This is a genomic window from Sphingosinicella sp. YJ22, assembly GCF_011320075.1.
Lineage (GTDB): Bacteria > Pseudomonadota > Alphaproteobacteria > Sphingomonadales > Sphingomonadaceae > Allosphingosinicella.
The window spans coordinates 19,764-41,485 of the sequence record NZ_JAANPA010000022.1 but is presented as its reverse complement, the minus strand read 5'-3'; the positions used below and the strand labels follow the sequence as shown (position 1 = coordinate 41,485).

The 21,722-nt window shown below is 67.9% G+C and carries 22 protein-coding genes; 12 read left to right on the top strand and 10 right to left on the bottom strand.

Annotated elements, in window-relative coordinates; all coding sequences use genetic code 11:
- Positions 1-69: 69 nt before the first annotated feature.
- Positions 70-2,403: a VacB/RNase II family 3'-5' exoribonuclease gene (locus tag G7B71_RS09265; protein WP_166040127.1), complete on the top strand. Its 2,334-nt coding sequence runs from the start codon at positions 70-72 to the stop codon at positions 2,401-2,403.
- 112 nt (positions 2,404-2,515) lie between these two features.
- Positions 2,516-2,872, top strand: coding sequence for a DoxX family protein (locus G7B71_RS09260; protein WP_279338401.1), 357 nt, complete (start codon positions 2,516-2,518; stop codon positions 2,870-2,872).
- 12 nt (positions 2,873-2,884) lie between these two features.
- Here the strand turns inward: G7B71_RS09260 and G7B71_RS09255 are convergent, their stop codons facing one another.
- The 5 genes from G7B71_RS09255 to G7B71_RS09235 form a co-directional block, all read right to left on the bottom strand.
- On the bottom strand, positions 2,885-4,024 hold the full coding sequence (locus G7B71_RS09255; protein ID WP_166040126.1) for a patatin-like phospholipase family protein: 1,140 nt from the start codon (positions 4,022-4,024) through the stop codon (positions 2,885-2,887).
- 101 nt (positions 4,025-4,125) lie between these two features.
- Entirely contained in the window at positions 4,126-4,677 is a 552-nt protein-coding gene (dcd, locus tag G7B71_RS09250) for a dCTP deaminase (RefSeq protein WP_279338400.1), read from the bottom strand.
- Between the two features lie 158 nt (positions 4,678-4,835).
- Positions 4,836-5,129, bottom strand: coding sequence for a cupin domain-containing protein (locus G7B71_RS09245; RefSeq protein WP_243406184.1), 294 nt, complete (start codon positions 5,127-5,129; stop codon positions 4,836-4,838).
- A gap of 9 nt (positions 5,130-5,138) precedes the next feature.
- Entirely contained in the window at positions 5,139-5,525 is a 387-nt protein-coding gene (locus G7B71_RS09240) for a hypothetical protein (protein WP_166040124.1), read from the bottom strand.
- A complete protein-coding gene (locus G7B71_RS09235) occupies positions 5,522-6,043 on the bottom strand; it encodes a UPF0262 family protein (RefSeq protein WP_166040122.1) in 522 nt (173 codons plus the stop codon). Before G7B71_RS09235 ends, G7B71_RS09240 begins: the two co-directional genes overlap by 4 nt.
- Positions 6,044-6,338: 295 nt before the next feature.
- Here G7B71_RS09235 and G7B71_RS09230 point away from each other — a divergent pair, with 295 nt between their 5' ends.
- Together G7B71_RS09230 and G7B71_RS09225 are read left to right on the top strand one after the other, a co-directional pair.
- Entirely contained in the window at positions 6,339-7,847 is a 1,509-nt protein-coding gene (locus G7B71_RS09230) for a replicative DNA helicase (protein ID WP_166040121.1), read from the top strand.
- 124 nt (positions 7,848-7,971) lie between these two features.
- Positions 7,972-10,080, top strand: a complete 2,109-nt coding sequence (locus G7B71_RS09225) for a prolyl oligopeptidase family serine peptidase (RefSeq protein ID WP_207774758.1) — start codon at positions 7,972-7,974, stop codon at positions 10,078-10,080.
- 156 nt (positions 10,081-10,236) lie between these two features.
- Here the strand turns inward: G7B71_RS09225 and astD are convergent, their stop codons facing one another.
- Positions 10,237-11,664 (bottom strand): succinylglutamate-semialdehyde dehydrogenase, encoded by a 1,428-nt coding sequence (astD, locus tag G7B71_RS09220; RefSeq protein WP_166040117.1) that lies wholly within the window; start codon positions 11,662-11,664, stop codon positions 10,237-10,239.
- 62 nt (positions 11,665-11,726) lie between these two features.
- Entirely contained in the window at positions 11,727-13,136 is a 1,410-nt protein-coding gene (locus G7B71_RS09215) for a protein adenylyltransferase SelO family protein (protein WP_166040115.1), read from the bottom strand.
- 48 nt (positions 13,137-13,184) lie between these two features.
- Here G7B71_RS09215 and G7B71_RS09210 point away from each other — a divergent pair, with 48 nt between their 5' ends.
- The gene (locus G7B71_RS09210; protein WP_166040113.1) at positions 13,185-13,556 is read left to right on the top strand and encodes an MmcQ/YjbR family DNA-binding protein; all 372 of its coding nucleotides are present in this window, start codon (positions 13,185-13,187) and stop codon (positions 13,554-13,556) included.
- A gap of 17 nt (positions 13,557-13,573) precedes the next feature.
- Here G7B71_RS09210 and G7B71_RS09205 read toward each other — a convergent pair whose 3' ends face one another.
- Positions 13,574-14,359 (bottom strand): TSUP family transporter, encoded by a 786-nt coding sequence (locus G7B71_RS09205; RefSeq protein WP_166040111.1) that lies wholly within the window; start codon positions 14,357-14,359, stop codon positions 13,574-13,576.
- A 121-nt stretch (positions 14,360-14,480) separates the two neighbouring features.
- Between G7B71_RS09205 and G7B71_RS09200 the strand changes: the two genes are divergently transcribed.
- The 7 genes from G7B71_RS09200 (at position 14,481) to G7B71_RS09170 (ending at position 20,764) form a co-directional block, all read left to right on the top strand.
- Positions 14,481-15,035, top strand: coding sequence for a DUF305 domain-containing protein (locus G7B71_RS09200; protein ID WP_243406183.1), 555 nt, complete (start codon positions 14,481-14,483; stop codon positions 15,033-15,035).
- An 89-nt stretch (positions 15,036-15,124) separates the two neighbouring features.
- The gene (locus tag G7B71_RS09195; RefSeq protein WP_243406182.1) at positions 15,125-15,865 is read left to right on the top strand and encodes a phosphatase PAP2 family protein; all 741 of its coding nucleotides are present in this window, start codon (positions 15,125-15,127) and stop codon (positions 15,863-15,865) included.
- Positions 15,866-16,498: 633 nt separating this feature from the next.
- Entirely contained in the window at positions 16,499-17,377 is an 879-nt protein-coding gene (locus G7B71_RS09190; RefSeq protein ID WP_243406181.1) for an alpha/beta hydrolase, read from the top strand.
- Entirely contained in the window at positions 17,370-18,506 is a 1,137-nt protein-coding gene (locus G7B71_RS09185) for a glycosyltransferase family 4 protein (RefSeq protein WP_243406180.1), read from the top strand. The genes G7B71_RS09190 and G7B71_RS09185 overlap by 8 nt, the downstream gene beginning before the upstream one ends.
- Before the next feature lie 56 nt (positions 18,507-18,562).
- Complete coding sequence (locus tag G7B71_RS09180; protein WP_166040108.1) at positions 18,563-19,969, top strand: nitronate monooxygenase; 1,407 nt, start codon at positions 18,563-18,565, stop codon at positions 19,967-19,969.
- 4 nt (positions 19,970-19,973) lie between these two features.
- Entirely contained in the window at positions 19,974-20,474 is a 501-nt protein-coding gene (locus G7B71_RS09175) for an SH3 domain-containing protein (protein ID WP_166040107.1), read from the top strand.
- 2 nt (positions 20,475-20,476) lie between these two features.
- A complete protein-coding gene (locus G7B71_RS09170; protein WP_166040106.1) occupies positions 20,477-20,764 on the top strand; it encodes a hypothetical protein in 288 nt (95 codons plus the stop codon).
- A gap of 11 nt (positions 20,765-20,775) precedes the next feature.
- Here G7B71_RS09170 and G7B71_RS09165 read toward each other — a convergent pair whose 3' ends face one another.
- On the bottom strand, positions 20,776-21,219 hold the full coding sequence (locus G7B71_RS09165) for a GNAT family N-acetyltransferase (RefSeq protein WP_166040105.1): 444 nt from the start codon (positions 21,217-21,219) through the stop codon (positions 20,776-20,778).
- A 52-nt stretch (positions 21,220-21,271) separates the two neighbouring features.
- Positions 21,272-21,709, bottom strand: coding sequence for a hypothetical protein (locus G7B71_RS09160; RefSeq protein ID WP_166040104.1), 438 nt, complete (start codon positions 21,707-21,709; stop codon positions 21,272-21,274).
- Between the last annotated feature and the right edge of the window lie 13 nt (positions 21,710-21,722).

Genomic DNA, 21,722 nt, shown 5'->3' with positions numbered 1-21,722 from the left:
AGCGCGCGCCGCGGCTCGGGTGAAAGAATGGACCCTGAAACAAGTTCAGGGTGACGCGTTAGGCTGCACATGGCCAAGAAACCCAAGAAGGGCGAGCTGCCCACCCGCGAGCAGGTCATGGAGTTCATCCAGACCTCGGACCAGGCCGCGGGCAAGCGCGAGATCGCCAAGGCGTTCGGCCTCAAGGGGCCCGACAAGATCGCGCTCAAGAAGCTCCTCAAGGACATGGGCGACGAGGGGCTGATCGACGCCGGTCCGGGCCGCGCCTTCCATCGCATGGGCGGCGTCCCCAAGGTCACCGTTCTTCGAGTCATCAACATCGACGATGCCGGCCGCGCCATGGCGGTTCCGGAGCGCTGGGAAGGGGAGGGCGAGGCGCCGCGCCTCCGCGTCCTCGAGCGGCGGGGCCGGGGCGCGACCGCGCTCGGCGTCGGCGACCGAATCCTGTCGCGCACCGAGGACCGCGGCGACCATTGGGTCGCTCACCCGATGAAGAAGCTGCTGAAAGGCAGCGAGCTCGTTCTCGGCGTCGTCCATAAGGAAGGCGACAACCACTGGCTCCGCCCGGTCGAGAAGAAGGAGCGCCGTGAGCTTCCGATTACCGACCTCGGCCACGCCCAGCCCGGCGACCTCGTCCTCGCCGAGAAGACCGGCCGCCCGCCGCGCATCGGCGCCCGGGTCGACGCCATCCTTGGCGACCCCTTCGCCCCGCGCAGCTTCAGCCTTATCGCCATCCACAAGCACGGCATCCCGCACGAATTCCCCGACGAGGTGCTGGCCGAGGCGGAACGCGTGTCGGAGCTCCCGCTCGGCGAGCGCGAGGACCTCACCCATATCCCGATCGTCGCGATCGACCCGGCCGACGCGCGCGACCATGACGATGCGGTCTGGGCGACGCCCGACGACGATCCCGCCAACGCCGGAGGCTGGAAGGCGATCGTCGCCATCGCCGACGTCAGCTTCTACGTCCGCCCCGGCTCGCAGCTCGACAGGGAGGCCCGCAAGCGCGGCAACAGCGTCTATTTCCCCGATCGAGTCGTCCCGATGCTGCCCGAGATCCTCTCGGCCGAGGTCTGCTCGCTGAAGGAAGGCGAGGACCGCGCCGCGATGGTCTGCCACCTCCAGGTGAGCAAGGACGGCCAGCTCAAGTCCTGGCGCTTCACCCGCGCCCGGGTCCGCATCCACGCCAACATCGCCTACGAGGACGCCCAGGCCGCGATCGACGCCGCCGAAGCAGGCGAGCGGATCGAGGTCGCTTCCTCCCCTTGCTCGATGCCGGAGATCGAGACCGCCCCGCCGGTCGCCCCGGAGATCGTCGATAGCACCCTCAAGCCTTTGTGGGACTGCTGGCGCGCGATGTACGCGGCGCGCACCAAGCGCGGGCCGCTCGAGCTCGACCTGCCCGAGCGCCGTGTCATGCTCGACGAGAAGGGACGCATCACCTCGGTCGCCCCGCGCGAGCGGCTCGACGCCCACAAGCTCATCGAGGACTATATGATCGCGGCCAATGTCGCCGCGGCCAAGGCGCTCGAGGCGAAGAAGACGTCGGTCATGTACCGAGTCCACGAGCCGCCGAGCCGCGAGAAGCTCGTCGCCCTCAAGGAATATCTCAAGACTTTCGAGATCGAGTTCGCGCTCGGCCAGGTCATCCGTCCGGGCACCTTCAACCGAATCATCGAGCGCGTCGGCGAGGCGGACTTCCGCCCGCAGGTGATGGAGCAGATCCTGCGCACCCAGACCCAGGCCTATTACGGCCCCGAGAATCACGGCCATTTCGGCCTCGCGCTCGGTTCCTACGCCCACTTCACCTCGCCGATCCGCCGCTATGCCGACCTCGTCGTCCACCGCGCCCTGGTCCGCGCCTACAGGCTGGAGCCGGAGGGCAGGGCGACCCAGCTCACCGACCAGGAAGAAGCGGCGATGGACGTCACCGGCGAACTCATTTCGCAGCTCGAGCGCCGCGCCATGCAGGCCGAGCGCGAGACGATGGACCGTTACGTCGCCGCCTATCTGTCCGAGCAGGTCGGCGCGCTCGTCGATTGCCGGATCACCGGAGTCCAGCCGTTCGGCTTCTTCGCCACCGTCGAGGGCCTCGGCGGCGACGGCCTCGTGCCCGCGGCGACTCTCGGCCGCGAATATTTCCGCTATGACGAGGGCGCCCAGACCCTGGTCGGCGAGGACAGCGGCGAGACCTTCGAGCCCGGAATGCGCCTCAAGCTCCGTCTCGCCGAGGCCGATCCGGTCAGCGGCTCGCTCCGCTTCGAGCTCCCCGACCAGCCCTCGTCGGGCCCCCGCGAGCGCCGCCGCCCGGTCCGCGACGGCCAGCGAGACGGCCAGCGCGAGCGCGTCCAGGGCCGCCGCGGCCGCCCCTCGAACATCCGCCACCAAGGCCGCCGCCGCTAGCCGAGCGGAATCCTTTCCGCTACGTAACCCACATCAATAGAGGCCAGATCAATCTAGGGAGGCCGTCATTCCCGTCGACTTTTTCGCGCGCTATGCCCCGCAGGCGCTCGGGGTGCTCCGTATCGTCGCCGCCCTGATGTTCCTCCAGCATGGGCTGGTGAAGCTGTTCGGCTTCCCGGAAGGCGCCCAACCTGGGCTTCAGCCGCTCGCCAGCCTGCTCGGAGTCGCCGGGGTGATCGAGATGGTGACCGGGATCCTGCTCCTGCTCGGGCTGTTCACCCGCCCGGCTGCCTTCGTCGCGGCGGGTTTCACCGCGGTCGCCTATTTTTACGCCCACGCGGCGCAGAGCATCTACCCGATCGTCAACCAGGGCGAGCTCGCCGCGCTCTACTGCTTCGTGTTCCTGTACATCTTTTTCGCCGGCCCGGGTGCGTTCAGCATCGACGGCCGGCGCACCCGCATCGGCTGAGCGGAGCGCCGCTCAGATGCCGGTACCCGGATAGGGGAGCTGGTCCGGGGTTTGTGCGCCGGCGGGCGGCCAATGCTTGCGGATTGCGGCGTCGCAGACCGCATAGCCCCAGTTGATCAGCCGCTCCTGAAGGTCGGCCGACAGGCGCTTGAGCCGGGTTGGTGTCTCCGCGATCGCCAACGAGCGGGCATGCGGGACCGGCCAGGCGTCGCCGAGCTCATAATGGGCGATGTCGGTGCGGATCCCCCAATAGGCCCCCGTGCGATGGTTCACGTCGCTCGCCGGCGCCTGGTATGAGGCGATCACCTGCCGCTTGCGGATGTTGCTGACCTGCTCGTGGATGATGTCCAGCACCCGCTTGGCGTGGCGCGGCCAGTCGGCTGCCGGTGTCGGGTCTAACGCGTTCCTGGCGCCGGCGTCCGATACCAGCACGGTCGTATAGTTCTTCCACACCGTCTCGAGCCCGAGATTGTCGTAGACCCCGCCGTCGGTTAGCGAGATCTCCTCGAACAGGCGCGGGTCATTCAAGCCGTCGGGAACCTGCTCGAAATCCTCCCGGTCGGCGTGAAGGACCGAGGGCGACAGCACCGGCGGGAAGGCGGAGGAGGCGGTCACCGCGGCGGCGAGGCTGACCGTCGGGTTCCGCACCAGCCCCAGCCGCCAGTCGGCCATGTAGGGCTTGGAGAAGCGGAACAGCGAGCAGGTCTCGATATTGGTCGCGTTGATGACGAAGCGCGGCTCGTCGGGGAGGTCCTGAAGCGTCGCGGTCCCGAACAGGTGGCGGGCATAGGCCCGCGACACGCGGTCGGCGACGGATCCCGGAAACAGCACCCCGCCGAGGACCGAGGGGGCGTCGACTGTGGTGCCCGCAAGGGTGCGGATCGGCCGCACGACATGCTCGAAGAAGTCGTCCCGGGTCCTGACCTTGTCCCACTCGAGCGCGATCTTGGCCGCGGTGATCGAGCCCCCCGACACGCTGGAGATGCGCTTCAGCTGCGGCAGGATGCCAAGCTCGTGCAGCCGCAGGAACGCGCCGAGGTGGAAGGTCATCGCGCGGTATCCGCCGCCGGAGACCGCAAGCGCGGCGCCCTCTTCCGGGCCCTGCTGCGTCTCCCGGCTCAGTCGAGTGACGGGTGGTACGATTTCGCTCATGCCGAAACCTCCGCTCCCGGGAGGCTATCGGGGAAGTAATGCTACCGCAAGAGATCAAACGGAACCTTGTTCTCCATTTCTGATCTTCGCTACGCTAGTCTCTACAACTTCGGCAGGGTCACTCCGCGCTGGCCCATATATTTGCCGGAGCGGTCGGCGTAGCTCGTCTCGCACGGCCGGTCGCCCTGCAGGAACAGGAACTGGCAGGCGCCTTCGTTGGCGTAGACCTTGGCGGGCAGGGGGGTGGTGTTGCTGAACTCCAGCGTGACATGGCCTTCCCAGCCCGGCTCGAGCGGAGTCACGTTCACGATGATCCCGCAGCGCGCATAGGTCGACTTGCCGAGGCAGATGACGAGCAGGTCGCGCGGGATTCGGAAATATTCGACCGTCCGCGCCAGAGCGAAGCTGTTGGGCGGGATGATGCACACGTCGGTCTGGCGGTCGACGAAGCTGTTCGCGGCGAAGTCCTTGGGGTCGACGGTGGCGCTGTCGACATTGGTGAAGATCTTGAACTCGTCCGCCACCCGCGCGTCATAGCCGTAGGAGGACAGGCCGTAGCTGATGCAGCCCTCCCGCCGCTGCGCCTCGACGAACGGCTCGATCATGCCCTCGTTCTGGGCGCGCTCGCGAATGGATGCGTCGGAAAGTATCACTCAGCTACCTCTCAACCGTTCAGGCTGAGCCTGTCGAAGCCCCGCCTTTCTTCGGCTGTGGTTAGAAGGAAGGACAGCCCTTTGGCCAGTGGTCAAAACTAGCGGCCTCAGGAAGTGATATGCACGGCGAGCCAGACCGTCGGCTCAGCCGGTGTCGTCTAGGTGACGCGATGGCGAAGCCCGGACGGGATCAGCAGATGGTCTCCGCGCCCAAGCTCGACCTCTCCCGTCCCGTCGAGCCACAGTCGCGCCGCGCCCGCCACCACCATCACCCACTCGTCTTCGGCCTGCTGATAGGGCCGGTCGGCCGGCGTGGCGTGCCCGTGAGAGACGATGCGCTCGATCCGAAGCCCCCTCCGCTCGAGGATCGGACTGAAACTCTCCTCCGCGCCGGCCAGGGGCAGGTCCGCGAGCAGGTTTCGCACCATGACGGCCTGGTCATCCTCGCTCACTTCAGCGGACTATCGCAGCAGGCGGCCGCCGCAGCCGTCGAGCATTCGGCCGCTCAGCATGACCCGGACATGGTCCTCATATCGGCGCCCGCTCCGTTCGCAGGCCGCGGTCATCCGCCGCGCCTCGACGGTGATCACCTGGGTGCCGTCGCCCGACTGCCAGCGGGTGAGGTCGCCCTGGGTGACCGGCAGCGTGCGCGGATAGACGATGTCGCGTGCCTCCTGCCCCTCCTGGCCGAGGCGCAGGACGATCCGGTCGTCGCCTATGGTCACCATCCAGAAGGGATCGGTGCCGATCGCCGAGTAGCGGACATTGTCGACCGGGGCGTAAGGCCGGGGCGGGGTCGCGCACGCCGCGAGCAGGAGGAGAGAAAGGAGGGAAAGGCGCGTCCTCATCCCGCACTGGATGCGTGGCTGGGCGCGTGCGAGTCAATCGCCGTCACCGACGCCTTGATGTGGAGCACGCAGATCAGAGTGAACAGCCGCCGGGCGGTGTCGAAATCGACCTCCACGTCGCGCTCGGCGAGGCAGTCCTTGAGCAGCTCGGCCGACTCGTTGTGGATTCCGCGTCGCGCCATGTCGATCGTCTCGATGCCCTTGGGATCGCCCGATCGCACCGCTTTGAAATAGGCGTCGCAGATATGGAAATATTCGCGGATCGGCCGGCGGAAGCGGCCGAGGCCGAGGCGGATCGTGTCGAGCGGCTTCTCTCCATCATCTGCGAGGTCGATGGCGAGCCGGCCTTCCTCGACGCGCAGCTTGACTCGAAACGGCCCCTCTTGCCCGGCGACGTCGAAATGGTTGCCTTCGAGCAGGTCGAACATCGCCACCCGCCGCTCCTGCTCGATGTCCGGATTGCGCCGGAGGATCGATCGTTCGTCGAGGTCGATCGCGATGATGCGGGGCTCGCCCATGGAGTGCAGTTAGCGGGTGCAGCATGAGCTTGCCAGCCCCGCCGGCGCATCGCCTTTCCTACAGGCATTCGTTCTGCTAATGTTCCATAGGGGTCGAGTCGGTCGGTCGCCCGCCAGGTTCTTTGAAATCGCCCGGAATCGCAGTCCGCGAAACGCCCTTGGCCACCGGGAACATTGGTGAACATTCGGCTCGGAGCCGCCGCATCGGAGCTTACATGAAACATCCACAAGTTGGTCCACGCCCGTCGCCTGCCATGGGCTTGAGCCGGTTGAGTCTGTCAGCTTAAGTAGCGCCATGCTTGCCAGTCTGACGCTTGTCGAGCCGCCCCAGGGCGGCGCCCCCATCCTGCCCCACAACGTCGAGGCGGAAGGCGCGCTACTCGGCGCCCTGATGATCGATAACCGCCTCATCGAGGACATCGCGCTCAAGCTTCGCGCGGACCATTTCTACGAGCCGCTTCACGGCCGGATCTTCGAGCAGATCCGCCGCCTCATCGACAAGAACATGCTGGCGACTCCGGTCACTCTGCGCCCGATCTTCGAGGCGGACGAGGAGATGAAGGAACTCGGCGGCCCGGCCTATCTCGCCCAGCTCACCGGCAGCGCCGCGCCGATCATCGGCGCCAAGGATTTCGCCGAGCAGATCTACGACCTCGCCCAGCTTCGCGCCCTGGTCGGGGTCGGGCGCTCGATGGTCGAGCGCGCGCTCGACACCAGCGACGAGGTCGAGCCGAGGAAGCAGATCGAGGAGGCCGAGGCCGCGCTCTACCGGGTCGCCGAGGAGGGCGGCACCGAGAATGGCGTGAAGAGCTTCGCCAGCGCCGCGGTCGAGGCGGTGAAGATGGCCGAGAAGGCGCTGAAGTCGGGCGGCAGCCTCTCCGGCCTCACCACCGGCATTCAGGCCTTGAACGCCAAGACCGGCGGAATGCACAATTCGGATCTCATGATCCTCGCCGGCCGCCCCGGCATGGGCAAGACCTCGCTGGCCACCAACATCGCGTTCAACACCGCGCGCCGCTATGTCGAGGAGATCGCCGAAGGCGTGGCCGAGGGACAGCGCACCGGCGCTCCGGTCGCCTTCTTCAGCCTCGAAATGTCGGCCGACCAACTCGCCACCCGAATCCTCGCCGAGCAGTCGGAGATCAGCTCCGAGGCGTTGCGCATGGGCAAGATCAGCCAGCAGGATTTCCGCAACCTCGCCCGCGCGTCGGCGGCGCTCCACGACCTTCCGCTGTACATCGACGACACGCCCGGCCTCACCATCGCCGCTTTGCGCACCCGCGCGCGGCGACTGAAGCGCCAGCGCGGCATCGGCCTGATCATCGTCGACTATCTCCAACTGCTCACCGGCACCGGCAAGGGCGGCGGCGACCAGAACCGGGTCCAGGAAATCTCCGAGATCAGCCGTGGCCTTAAGACGCTCGCCAAGGAGCTCCACGTACCGGTGATGGCGCTGTCGCAGCTCAGCCGTCAGGTCGAGAATCGCGAGGACAAGCGCCCCCAGCTCTCCGACCTTCGCGAATCCGGCTCGATCGAGCAGGACGCCGACATCGTCATGTTCGTCTATCGCGAGGAATATTATGTCGCGATGAAGGAGCCGCGCGACGGCGCCGAGGACGCCAAGTCGCAGGAAACCTATCACGATTGGCAGAAGCACATGGCCGAGGTCTACGGCCAGGCCGAGGTCATCGTCGGCAAGCAGCGCCACGGCTCGACCGGCAAGGTGAAGCTCAAGTTCGACGCACGCATCACCAAGTTCAGCGATCTCGCCGACAGCCACTATCTGCCGGAGCAGCGCGGCTAGCCGTATTGCCACCGTCACACAGCGTCGTTACCCCTCTGCCCCGACAACGAAACGGAGGGGCGACATGGTTGGCAGAAAGGCGTTCTTGGGCTGTGCGGTGGCGGCTTTGACGGTGACTTCGGCAGTGAATGCTCAATCGAACCAGGCCGCGCCGAACGGCGCCGCGGCCGAGGATTACGAGTTCTCCTATCTCGACGAGATCGAGGGCGCGCGCGCGCTCGCTTGGGCGCGCGCCGAGAATGAGCGCACCCTGGGAGCGCTGACGTCCGACCCGCGCTACCAGCAGATGCACGACCGCGCGCTTCAGATTCTTCAGGCTCGCGACCGCATTCCGAGCGTCAGCTTCCGTCCCGACGGCCTCCACAATTTCTGGCAGGACGAGAACCACGTCCGCGGCATCTGGCGCCGCACCACGATGGAGAGCTACCGCACCGCCACTCCCCAATGGGAGACGATCCTCGACATCGACGCGCTGAGCGCGGCCGAGAACGCCAACTGGGTCTATCGCGGCGCCCAGTGCCTCCCGCCCGAGGAGACCCGCTGCCTCGTCACCCTCTCCGACGGCGGCCGCGACGCGGTCGAGATCCGCGAGTTCGACACGACGACGAAGCAGTTCGTCCCGGGCGGTTTCCGACTGCCGGTCGGCAAGCAGAGCGCCACCTGGGTCGACCGCGACACCATCCTCGTCGCCCGCGAGTGGGGTCCGGGCACGATGACCGCGTCGGGCTATCCCTTCGTGGTCAAGCAGCTACGCCGCGGCCAGAGCCTCGACCAGGCCGAGGAGGTCTATCGCGGCACCGCCCAAGACGTCCAGGCCGGCCCGGTCGTGCTCCGCGACGCCGCGGGCCGAGTCCACGCAATCGGCTTCCGTCGCGGCGTCGACTTCTTCAACGGCGAATATCACGTCCGCGTCGGCGACCGCCTGGTGAAGCTCAACCTGCCGCCCAAGGCCAACCCGGCCGGCATCGTCGACGGCCGACTGCTCGTCCATTCCGACGAGGCGTGGGAGAGCCACGGCACCCGTTTCCCCGCCGACGCCATCGTCAGCTACGATCTCGACGAGTGGAAGCGCGATCCCAACGCTGCGCGCCCGAGCCTGGTGTGGGCGCCGGCCGACCGCCAGACCCTGAGCGGCCTCGCCATCACCCGCGATTCGCTGCTCGTCACCGTCCTCGACAATGTCCGCGGCCGCGCCGTCGCGATGAACTTCGACGATGGCCGCTGGACCTCGCGGCCGATCGCGCTTCCGGCCAACGCCACGATCGGCATCGCCGCCGCCGACGACCAGTCGGACCAGGCGATGTTCAGCGTCGCCGATTACCTGACGCCGAACACGCTGTGGCATTATGACGGCGCCAGCGGACGGATCGAGACGATCAAGACCACCCCCGCGCGCTTCAACTCGGCCAACCACATCGTCGAGCAGCACGAGGCCGTGTCGCGCGACGGCACGCGCGTGCCCTATTTCGTCGTCCGCCCGCGCAACATGCCGATGGACGGCTCAACGCCGACCTTGCTCTATGGCTATGGCGGCTTTCAGGTCAGCCAGGTGCCGTCCTACTCCGGCACGATGGGGGCGCTGTGGCTCGAGCAGGGCAACGCCTATGTCGTCGCCAATTTGCGCGGCGGCGGCGAGTTCGGCCCCGAATGGCACCAGACCGCGCAAGGGGCGAACAAGCAGCGCACCTGGGACGACTATATCGCGGTCGCCGAGGACCTCATCCGCCGCCGGATCACCTCGCCGCGCCACTTGGGCGTGGTCGGCGGGAGCCAGGGCGGGCTCCTCGTCGGAACCGCGATCACCCAGCGGCCGGAGCTGTTCAACGCCGCGATCGTACAGGTGCCGCTGTTCGACATGTTGCGCTATCACACGATGAGCGCCGGAGCGTCCTGGATCGGCGAATATGGCGACCCGCGCATCCCCGAGCAGCGCGCCTGGATCGAGGCTTATTCGCCCTACCAGCGCCTGCAGCCGGGCGTGACCTACCCGACGCCGTTCATCCTCACCTCGACCAAGGACGACCGGGTCCATCCGGGCCACGGCCGCCGCGCCGCGGCCCGGCTCAACCAGCTCGGCCAGCCTTATTATTATTACGAGAATATCGACGGCGGCCACTCGGCCGCGGCCAACCTGCGGGAAAGCGCCCGCCGAATCGCGCTCGAATATATCTACGCCACCAAACGCCTCGTCGACGACGAGGAGGCTCCGCGCCGATCCGGCGAGCGGGGGTAGTCTCGAAAATCCTCCCTGTCGCCGAAGGCGATGGGGAGGGGGACCGCCGAAGGCGGTGGAGGGGCTTGGCGTGAGCCTCGAACAGCCCCTCCACCACTCGCTTCGCGAGCGGTCCCCCTCCCCATGAAGCTCCGCTTCACAGGGAGGATTTAGTCCTCACCCCTCGATTTCGTTGGGGTCCCTGAGGCCCACCCCGATCGACGCCCGCGCGCTTTCGCCTTCGGAGCTGGTCACCGGATAGGCGCAATAATCGGCGGCGTAATAGGCGCTCGGCCGGTGGTTGCCGGACAGGCCGATGCCGCCGAACGGCGCGTTCGAAGGCGCGCCGTTGGTCGGCTTGTTCCAGTTGATAACGCCCGCCCGGACATTGGCCCAGAAGCGGTCGTAAAGCTCCGGGCTTCCCCCGACGAGCGAGGCGGCGAGGCCGTAGCGGGTCGCGTTGGCCTCGGCGAGCGCGCTCTCGAAATCCGGCACCCGGATCACCTGGAGCACCGGCCCGAACAGCTCCGCGTCGGGCCGAAGCTCGACCTCGGTGACGTCGATGATCGCCGGGGTGAGGAAGGGCAGGTCCTCGTTCGGCCGGTCGAGGCGCCGGATGACCCGCCCGCCGCGCCCGCTCAATTCGAGGAACGCGTCCTGAAGCTGGTCGGCGGCTCCATTGTCGATCACCGGCCCCATGAACGGCGCCGGGGTCGCGTGGGGATGGTCGACCACGATCCGGTCGGCGAGCTTGGCGATCGCCTCGACCAGCGGCTCGTGCGCGCCGTCCTTGACGATCAGCCGCCGCGCCGCCGTGCAGCGCTGCCCCGCCGACATGAAGGCCGACTGGACCGCGATGGTCGCGGCGGCGGCGATGTCGCTCGCATCCCACACCACCAGCGGATTGTTGCCGCCCATCTCCAGCGCGAGAATCCGGGTCGGAGTCTCGGCGAACTGACGGTGCAAGGCGAGCCCGGCGCGCGCCGAGCCGGTGAACAAGAGCCCGTCGATGTCGAGATTTGAGGCCAGCGCCTTGCCGACCTCCGGCCCACCCTGAACGCACTGGACGACGTCCTCTGGCACGCCCGCCTCATGATAGAGACGTGTCAGGAACTCGCCGACCGCCGGGGTCTTCTCGCTCGGTTTGAACACGACGGCGTTGCCGGCGATCAGCGCCGGGACGATGTGGCCGTTCGGCAAATGCGCGGGAAAATTGTACGGGCCGAGCACCGCCAGCACGCCGTGCGGCTTGTGGCGGACCGCGACCTTTGAGCCGAGCGCGCCTTCCAGCCGCCGCTGCGACGTCCGCTCGGCATAGGCCGACACCGAAATGTCGACCTTGTTGATCACCGCCTCGGCCTCGGTCCGTGCTTCCCACAGCGGCTTGCCGGTCTCGCGCGCGAGCAGGTCGGCGAAGTCGTCCAGCTTGCCGCGCGCGGCGTTGGCGAAGCGCCGCATCGTCTCGATGCGCACCGCGAGCGGCCTGGCCGCCCAGGCCGGCCACGCGGCGCGCGCCGCGGCGACCGCAGCGTCGACGTCGCCTTCCGTCCCGGTCCACAGCTCGGCGCCGGTCGCCGGCTCGAATGAAGTGAGGCTTCCCGCCATTCCCATTTTTCTCCTGCGCCCCGAGAGCATGTTCGGCGGTTTGACGTCAAGGAGGGGAGAGGTCAGGCGGTCTCCAATGGGACTCGGCGATATGCTTCGCCCATGCGGCGGACGGCGGCGACCTTGGCCTCGAGTGCCGACCAGTCGTCGGCCTCGGCGATCCGCGCCCAGATCGCCTCGACCTCGTCGATGTGCATCGAGCAAGGCGCGTCGTCCGACCAATAGTCGTGGTCCAGCGCGCCCGGTGCGGCCTCATAGGCGCTCAGTTGCCCGGCGAGCGCCGCGAAGGCCTCACCCTCATAGGCCGCGTCGGCAGGGGAGGGCGCGCGCCGACGCCCGCCGCGCCAGTCGAAGAAGAAGCGGTCGATCTCCACCGATCCCTCGACCATCGCCGTCTGGATCGCGACGATCGTCTCCAGGTCGGCCTCCAGATCCCCCGGCACGATTCCGAGCCGCCGGAAGATCGCCGCCCGAAGCGCCTCGTTGAAATGGTCGGGGAAGGCCTCCACCGCCGCCCGAAGCGTCTCCTCGTCGGCGATCAGGCCGAGCGCGCCGTAGAGCTGCACCACGTCCCAGTGGATCGCCTCCGGCTGCCGCCCGAAGGAGTAGAGCCCGGCCTCGTCGAAATAGGCCGCGGTGAAGCCGCCGTCCCAATAGGGCGTCCACCGCCACGGCCCGTAGTCGAAGCTCTCCGCGGTGATGTTGATATTGTCGCTGTTGAGGACGCCATGGACGAAGCCCGCGGCGACATAGGAGGCGGCGAGCCGTGCCGTCCGCCGCGCAACATGGCCGAGAAGCCGCGCCGGCGCGTCCGCGCCGCCCGCCTCCCCGTAATAATGGCGCAGGCAATAGTCGGTCAGCTTCGCCATGTTGTCGGCCTGGCCGAGAAAAGCGAGTCGCTGGAACGTGCCGATGCGGATATGGCCGTGGCTCAGCCGCACCATCACCGCCGAGCGGGTGGGCGAGGGCTCGTCGCCGCGGTGAAGCGCCTCGCCGGTCTCGATCAGGCTGAACGTGCGGCTGGTCTCGACGCCGAGCGCCTCCAGCATCTCGGTCGCCAGGATCTCTCGAACGCCGCCCTTCAGCGTCAGCCGGCCATCGCCGAAGCGGCTCCACGGGGTCTGCCCCGAGCCCTTGGTGCCGAGGTCCATCAGCCGGCCGCCTTCGTCGCGCATTTGCGCGAACAGGAAGCCGCGCCCGTCGCCAAGGTCCGGATTGTACACCCGGAACTGGTGGCCGTGGTAACGCAGCGCCAGCTTGTCCTCGAGATTGCCCGGAAGCGCCTCGAACCGCGCGAAATGCCGCACCCACGCCTCGTCGCTCAGCCCTTCGAGCCCCACTTCCGCCGCCGCGCGGTCGTTGCGGAACCGCAGGACCGCCTGCGGGAAGTCGGCGGGCTCGACCTTGTCGTAAAATTCGTCGCCGAGCTCGACGATGGCGCGTTCGGGGCGGTAGCTGGCGGCTTGGCTCATCCTGCCCTAGTGACGCGATCGCCGATCGGTTCCAAGCGGAGGATGAAAGTGGGCGCGAAGTCGGATGCGATCCTCGCGGAGCTGCGCGCCTGGGGCCTCGCGCTCCCCGGCGCCCATTCCAAGGCGCCCTGGCCCGAGCATGACGATCTTGCGGTCAAGGACAAGACCTTCGCCTATCTGCCGAAGGCGGGCCAGCCGTTCTCGCTGTCGGTGAAGCTTCCCTATACCGGCGCCGCGGTCCTCGACCTGCCTTACGCCACGCCGACCGGCTACGGCCTCGGCAAGAGCGGCTGGGTCAGCCTCGCTCCGGCTGAGGACGCCATCCCGCCCCTCGACCAGCTCAAGGAATGGGTCGAGGAAAGCTACCGCGCCCAGGCGCCGCGCAAGCTCGTCAGGGAGCTCGACGACCGCGCGCGCTGACCGGCTGATCTCCCCGGTCAGCCGATGACTCCCAGCGCCAGGGCGGCGCCGATCACCAGCATCAGCCCGGCAACGCTGTAGCGGACCGTTCCGATCGTGACCTTTTCGAGGTGGCGCGTGGCCACATAGGCCCCGGCGAAGGCGGAAAGCGTGGCCACGGTCACGAGCAGTCCCTCGCGGCCCGCCGGCTCCAGTCCGGCCGCCGTGAACGATGCCGCGTAGGTCGCGAGCCGCGACAGGTCGACGAGGATCGCGATCATCACCCCCGTGGCGATGAAGCGCTCGGCGGTAAGTCCCGAGCGCAGCAGGAAGATGGATCTGAACGCGCCCTGCTGTGCGGTCAGGCCGCCGAAGAAGCCGGTGATCACCCCGCCGACGGGCATGAGCCGGGCCGGCGCCTTCAATTGCTGGAACCAGCGTTGCAGCTCGAGGCCCGCGAACAGGATCATGAGCAGGCCGATCGCCAGCCCGGCGCCGGTCGGGCCGAAGGTCCGGCCCTGGGTGGTCCACTCGAACAGGCGCGCGGTGTCGCCGAGAAGCGCGAGCAGCCACGCCCCGGCGATCGCCGCGGGGATGGCGGGAAGGCCGAAGCGCAGCACCACCGGCCAGTCGGCACGCTTGCCCAGCAGCGTGCCCTTGAAGAGATTGTTGAGGAGGTGGACGACGCCGGTCGCCGCAACCGCCACCGGAGCCGGGAAGAACAAGGCGAAGGCGGGCAGCAGGATCGTCTCCAGGCCAAAGCCGGAATAGAGCGTCAGCGCCGAAGCGAGCGCGGCGACGATGGCGATCAGGGCAATGTCCACGACGGAGCTGTTAGGGCGGGCCGGCCGATGTCCGCAATGGGTGGAAAGCGGACGCTTGGTCGGTCGAAACTTGCGCCCCGGCGAGCGGTTAACCTCATCTCACCACGAACGGAGACGAGCCGTGGAGCAGCAAGATCATATGAAGATGAGCTGGGGGCGCTTCGCCGCCATGATCGCGGCATCAACGGTCATCATGTTCTTTCTGATGTACCACTTGGTCTATTCCGCCGAGCACCTGACGTTCAGTCTCAACCGGCTTCTCTCCGCACTGATCATGGGCGCCGTCATGACGGTCGTTATGCTCGGCTTCATGTGGAAGATGTACGAGGGGCAACGCACCAAGGTCGCCGTTCTGGCCGCGGCTGCCGTGGCGGCCATGGCGTTGCTGGCGACAAACCGCTCCCAGGCCCTCGTCGATGACACCGCCTTCATGAGAGCGATGATCCCGCACCATTCGGTCGCCATCAACAACGCTCGAAAGGCGAGCATCAGCGACCCTCGGGTTCGTGAACTCGCTGACCAGATCATTCGCAGCCAGGTTCGCGAGATTGCCGAGATGAAGGCGCTGATCCGCGACATCGAGACGAACGGCGAGCGCGGCGGACGGCCCCTCCCGGCGATCGAGGCCAGAGTCACGCCGGACATGCTTCCCAAGATCGAGCAGGCCGTGCGCTAATGTCCGCAGCGGGTTGAATGCGCACGCCAACGGCTCAAAATCCCCCGGCCGGAGTTTCGGGGAGGGTTCCCAACCAGCCTGAGGAAAAGATGGCGTCACTGATCGAGCGAATGCCCTGGCTTCGGCGGATCGACAGCCGGATCCTGCTCGTCTTCCTCGTCCTCGTTCCGGCGCTGCTCGCCTTCGGCAAGCTTGCCTCGGAGATGGTGGAGGGCGACACGCTGGCGTTCGACCGCTGGCTTCTGGTCCACCTGCGCACGGCCGCGGACCCTGGCGTGCCGATCGGTCCCGGCTGGCTGCGCGAGGCCATGGTCGATTTCACCGCTCTCGGCGGCGGCGCGGTTCTGACCCTGATCACCCTGCTCGCGGCCGGCTATCTGCTTGCCCGGCGCAAGGCGGCCATGGCGCTGTTCCTTTCGATCGCCATCGCCGGCGGCGCGATCCTCAACACGTTGCTCAAATACGGCTTCGTTCGGGAGCGGCCCGACGTCGTGCCGCATCTCGTCGAGGTGAGCTCGGCGAGCTTTCCGAGCGGCCATGCGATGAACTCGGCGATGGTCTACCTGACCCTCGCGGCCCTGCTCGCCCGAGCCGAGCGCAGCTGGCGCGTGCGGCTGTTCCTGATGGCGGGCGCGATCGTCGTGACGTTGCTGGTCGGTTTCTCGCGCGCCTATCTCGGGGTTCACTGGCCGACCGACGTCATGGCCGGCTGGAGCGTCGGCGCCGCTTGGGCCTGTCTCGCGTCGCTGGTCGCCCTCCAGCTCCAGCGCGCCCGGACCCTGGAAGGTGCGGAACCGGCGACCGACGCCGCCACGGACGAAGCGATCTGACCTCTCGGAGGGTGTCCGGAACGGGTGGAAAGTGGATGCGAAGGAGTTAGCAGAACCTCACGCCTCTGGCCTCTGCCGCCCTCACGCGAGCCACATCGTCAGGGGGGATCATCCGTGAAAAGCCTGCGCCCGGGTAGTCCTGCTCGAACACTCGGACTTGGATGCGATCTGCGCGAATGCCGTGCCTGGAGAGCACCCGTATCACGGCTTCGGCGCGTTGCCTCGCCAATCCTGCATTCTCTTCCAAGCGGGGCACGCTCACCCCGAGGTGGAACCACTCCGCGTCGCGGAAGGTGTAGTCGAGAATAGCGGCCAGGCGCTCTGAACTTGGGCTCGTGATTGAAGAAGTTTCAGGTTCGAACTCGAACTGAATCGGAAAACAGAACGGCTCATAGCCTGCGGGTGCGCGCGGTCCTTCCAGACCGGGAAGTGGCGCGGCTGCCGGCGGCGAGAGGGCCAGCGTTAGCACTAGCAGGAGCAAATGCGACACGACGCGATGATCGCTCAAAGCGCGAACGTCCGCAACGGGTCGGAAGCGGGCGCCGCTCCGACACAATCTCGCAAGCGCGGCCGCCCGCGCTTGCCCCGCGCCGCCTCGCGGTCAATATGGCGGAAGCACAAGCGGAGGACGGCGTGGCGACGGTCTGGACCGACGGTTATTGGTGGTCGAACGACGGCCTGCGCCTCCATTATCGCGACTATCCCGGCGACGATGCGGGCAAGCCGCCGATCATCTGCATCCCCGGCCTCACCCGCAACGCGCGCGACTGGGAAGGGGTGGCCGAGCGGCTCGCCGGCGACTGGCGGGTGATCGCGGTCGACCTGCGCGGGCGCGGCGAGAGCGCCTATGCCAAGGACCCGATGACCTATGTGCCGCTCACCTATCTCCAGGACCTGGAGGCTCTGGTGCGCGAGCTGGCGCTGGACCGTTTCGTCCTGTTCGGGACCTCGCTCGGCGGCCTCCTGTCGATGCTTCTCGGCGCGGCGGAGAGGGACCGGGTCGCGGGCGTCCTGGTCAACGACATCGGCCCCGAGCTCGACGATTCCGGAGTCGCGCGGATCCGCTCCTATGTCGGCCGCCCGTCGACCTGGCCGACCTGGGTTCACGCCGCCCGCGACCTCGCCGAGGTGCAGCGGCCCTGCTATCCCGACTGGCAGCTCGACGACTGGCTGGTCTTCGCCAAGCGAGTCGCCCGGCTCAATTCTTCCGGCCGTATCGTGTTCGACTATGACATGCGCATCGCCGAGCCGTTCAAGCTCCCGGTGACCGCGGGCCTCGACCTGTGGAGCGCCTTCGCCGCGCTCAAGGGCGTTCCCTTCACCGTCGTTCGCGGCGAGACCAGCGACATCCTCTCGCCGGCGACGCTGGAGCGGATGGAGGCCGAGCATCCCGACCTGGAGGCGGTGACGGTGCCGCGCATCGGCCACGCGCCGACGCTCGACGAGCCCGAGGTTCAGGCGGCGGTCGGCCGGCTGCTGAGCCGGGTCGAGGAGCGGCTCGCCCTTGCCTGACGGGCGCCCGGTCCGGATCCTCCACGCCCATTCGACCTTCGCTCTGGGCGGCAAGGAAGCCCGGGCGGTCCGCCTGATGAACGCCTTCGGCGACGCCGCCGAGCATGTCGTCCTCAACGCCACCGACCAGTGGGGCGCGCTCGACGCGGTCGACCCTGGCATCTCGGTCGCGCGCGCCGAAAACGCGCCGTCGCTGACCGGCCGCCCCGGTCTCGGCCGCTACCGCGCGCTTGCCCGCTACATGCGCGGCTTCGACCTCGTCCTCACCTACAATTGGGGCGCGATGGACGCCGTCATGGCGCGCCGTCTGCTCGGCGGACCTCCGCTCGTCCACCATGAGGACGGGTTCAACGAGGACGAGGCGGTCCGCCGCAAGCCGATCCGCAACCGCTTCCGCCGCCTCGCGCTGCCCGCCGCGCACCGCCTGGTCGTCCCGTCCGGGCGGCTGGAGGCGATCGCGACGGCCGAATGGCGCCAGCCCGCGCGCCGCCTCGTCCGGCTCCCCAACGGCATCGACCTCGCCCGCTTCCAGCAGCCGCCGGGCCAACCCATCCCCGGCCTCGACAAGCGGGCAGGGGAGGTGGTGGTCGGCACCGTCGCCGGCCTCCGCGCGGTCAAGAATTTGCCGCGGCTGGTGCGCGTCTTCGCCGCCGCCGCGCCACCCGGGGCGTCTCTGGTGATCGTCGGCGACGGGCCCGAGCGCGCGCGGATCGAGGCCGAGGCGCGCGCCGCCGGAATCGCCGACCGCCTCGTCATGCCCGGCTTCATGGCCGACCCGGCGGCGTGGATCGGCCATTTCGACATCTTCGCCTTGTCGTCGGACAGCGAGCAGCAGCCGATCTCGCTCATCGAGGCGATGGCGGCCGGCCTGCCCGCTATGTCCACCGCGGTCGGCGACGTCGCGGACATGGTCTCGGACGAGAACCGCTTCGCGATCGGCGGCGAGGACGTCCTGCGCTCGGCGCTCGCCCGCTTCATTGACGATCCCGCCTTGCGCGGCCATGTCGGCGCCGCCAATCGCGTAAGGGCGCTCGCCGACTTTGACGAGCGCGACATGATCGCCCGTTATGCGGGACTCTATGGTGAGGCGATTGGCCGCCCTGATGCGTTTGGGCGACCGCGACTATGATTTTACCCAGCGGCGCGAAGCGCCTATAGCGGGTGCCGTTCCGTTACGGAGGTTGAATGTTCAAGGGTATCGCCCCGATCATGTATGGGGGTCGTGAAGTGTTCCCGCTGGTCGAAGGGGGCAAAGGCGTCTCGGCGACCAATCACATGAGCTCGGGCGCCTGGGCCGCCGCGGGCGGCATCGGCACGGTGTCGGCGGTCAACGCCGACAGCTACGATGCCGAGGGCCGCATCATTCCCCAGATCTATCATGCGCTGACCCGCCGCGAGCGGCACGAGGAGCTGATCCGCTACGCCGTCGACGGCGCCGTCGAGCAGGTCCGCCGCGCCTTCGAGATGTCGAACGGCAAGGGCGCGATCAACATCAACGTGCTGTGGGAGATGGGCGGCGCCCAGCGAGTCCTCGAGGGCGTTCTCGAACGGACCAAGGGCATGGTCGCGGGAGTCACCTGCGGCGCCGGCATGCCCTACAAGCTCAGCGAGATCGCCGCGTCGCACGGCGTCAGCTACCTGCCGATCATCAGCTCCGCGCGCGCCTTCCGGGCGCTGTGGAAGCGCGCTTATTCCAAGGCCGCGGAATGGCTCGGTGCGGTGGTCTACGAGGATCCCTGGCTCGCCGGCGGCCATAACGGCCTCAGCAATGCCGAGGACCCGCTGAAGCCCGAAGATCCCTATCCGCGCGTCAAGGCGCTGCGGGAGACGATGCGCGAGGGCGGCATTCCCGACACCGTGCCGATCGTGATGGCCGGCGGCGTCTGGAACCTCAAGGAATGGGAGCATTGGATCGACAATCCCGAGCTCGGCCAGATCGTCTTCCAGTTCGGCACCCGGCCACTGCTCACCAAGGAAAGCCCGATTCCCGACGAGTGGAAGCGCAAGCTGATGGAGCTCGAGGAAGGCGACATCCTCCTTCACCGCTTCTCGCCGACCGGCTTCTATTCCTCGGCGGTGCGCAACCCGTTCCTGCGCAATCTGGAGGCGCGCTCGCACCGCCAGATCGCCTTTACCAAGGAAGAGCTGGGCGACCACCGCTTCCAGCTCGACGTCGGAGTCGCCGGAAAGAAGAATTACTGGGTGACCAAGGGCGATCTGCTCCACGCCCGCGAATGGTTCGCCCAGGGCTATAGCGAAGCGCTCAAGACGCCGGACGAAACGCTCGTCTTCGTGACGCCGGAGGAAAAGACGGTCATCCGCAAGGACCAGGCGGACTGCATGGGCTGCCTCAGCCAATGCCAGTTCTCGTCCTGGGCGGACAATGAGAAGAACACCACCGGCCGCCTCGCCGACCCGCGCAGCTTCTGCATCCAGAAGACTCTGCAGGACATCGCCCATGGCGGACCGGTCGAGCAGAATCTCATGTTCGCCGGCCACTCGGCCTTCCGCTTCAAGAAGGATCCCTTCTACTCGAACGGCTTCGTTCCGACCGTGAAGCAGCTCGTCGACCGGATCCTGACGGGGGACTGAGGCCATGCGCTCGCGCGTCGCCGCCGCCTTCCTGCTGCTCGCGGCCTGGACCGGGATCGTCGGAGTCGGCGCTCCAGGATCTGCGTGGGCGCAGCGCCAGCCGCCTTACTGGGCGTCGATCGCCGCCGGCCGAGCGCTGATGCGCGTCGGCCCGGCCCAGACCTATCCGGCGACCTGGCTCTACATCCGGCCGGATCTGCCGATCCGGGTCGTCGCCATCCAGGGCGACTGGCGGCGGGTCCAGGACCCGGACGGGACCGAGGGCTGGATGCTGGTGCGGCTGCTGTCGGACCAGCGCAGCGGCATCGTCCGCGGCGAGAGCCCGCAGCCGATGCACGAATCGGCGGACGCCGGCTCCGCCGTCCGCTATCGCGCCGAGCCAGGCGTGGTCGGGCGGGTCTCGCGCTGCCGCGGCGGCTGGTGCCTGTTCGACGTCGGCGGGCGCCGCGGCTACATCCGGGTCGACACCCTGTGGGGCGTCGAGGCCACCGAGACGATCGACTGAGCGTGACCGTCCGCAATCTCACCATCGACGATTTCACGTCTTGGCTGGACTGCGCCTGCGAGGTCACCGCGCCGGACGGGACAGTGACGATGACCCTGGTCGGAGTCGCGCCGATCCCGCACGCGCAGCGCGACGGCGGCGGCTTCCGGCTCGAGCTCGAGGGGCCGGCCGAGCCGATCCTCGCGCAATCGATCATGACGGTCAGCGGCCCCGACGGCAGCCACGACATCTTCGTCGTGCCGATCGCCAGCGACGCCCGCGCCACCCGCTACGAGGCGATCTTCTACTAGAGCAAATATCTCTAGGGCCGCCACTCCATCAGGTCGTAGACGCCCTTGTCCTCGATCACTTCGAAGCCGAGCCGCAGGTAGAGATTGCGGGCGCGGTTGTGCTTCTCGACATGGATCGACACCGCTTTGCCGATCCCGCGCGCTTCCTCCTGGATCGCGCCGAGGATGGCGCCGCCGATGCCGCTGCCCCGCGCGTCGGGCACCAGCGAGATGTCGATGATTCGGATCTCGCGCGGCCACACCACCCGGTAGAGCCGGCCGACCGGCGCTCCGCCCTGCTCGATGATCAGCCATTCGGCGCCGTCATAGGTCGCTCGGTAGTAGCTGTGCTGCGCCTCGTGCTGCTGGCGCAGGAAGGCATCCTGCATCTCCTGCGGCCAGCCGGTGTCGGCAAGCTCCTCGCGCCGGGTGGAGGCATAGAGCGAAGCGACGAACGGCAGGTCGCCGTCGGTCATCGGCCGGAAGCTGTAGTCCCGGGGCGTCGGGGGAGCCGCCGGAGCCGGTTCGCTAATTGAACACCGCCTGGGCGAAGGTCGGGTGGGTGGGAGAGGTCACCAGGAACAGATCGAACGCGCCGGCGGTCGGGTGGGTGACCCGGTGGATGGTGTTGCCAACGATCCGGCCGCTGGTCACCGCCTCCAGATTTACCAGGAATGCGCGGCTTCGGATCAGCCCGTCGGTTTCGCCATAGCGGACGAAGGTCTCGACGCTGGCGATGCGCAGGGTCGGACCGTCCTGCACGGTGAGGGTGTTGCCGACCTGCCCGCCCCACGCTTTGTGATCGGCCAGTTCGAGCGAGAAATAGGGGCTTGAGAAGCCGCGGGAGAAGCTGCCGGTGACGCTGTCGGTGAGTCCGCTCTTGGCCGCCGCGGTCACGATCGCGCCGCCGCCGACCACGCCGCCCAGAATCGCGCGCCGGGACAAGCTCTTTCTCGTTTCAGCCATGGCTGGTCATCCT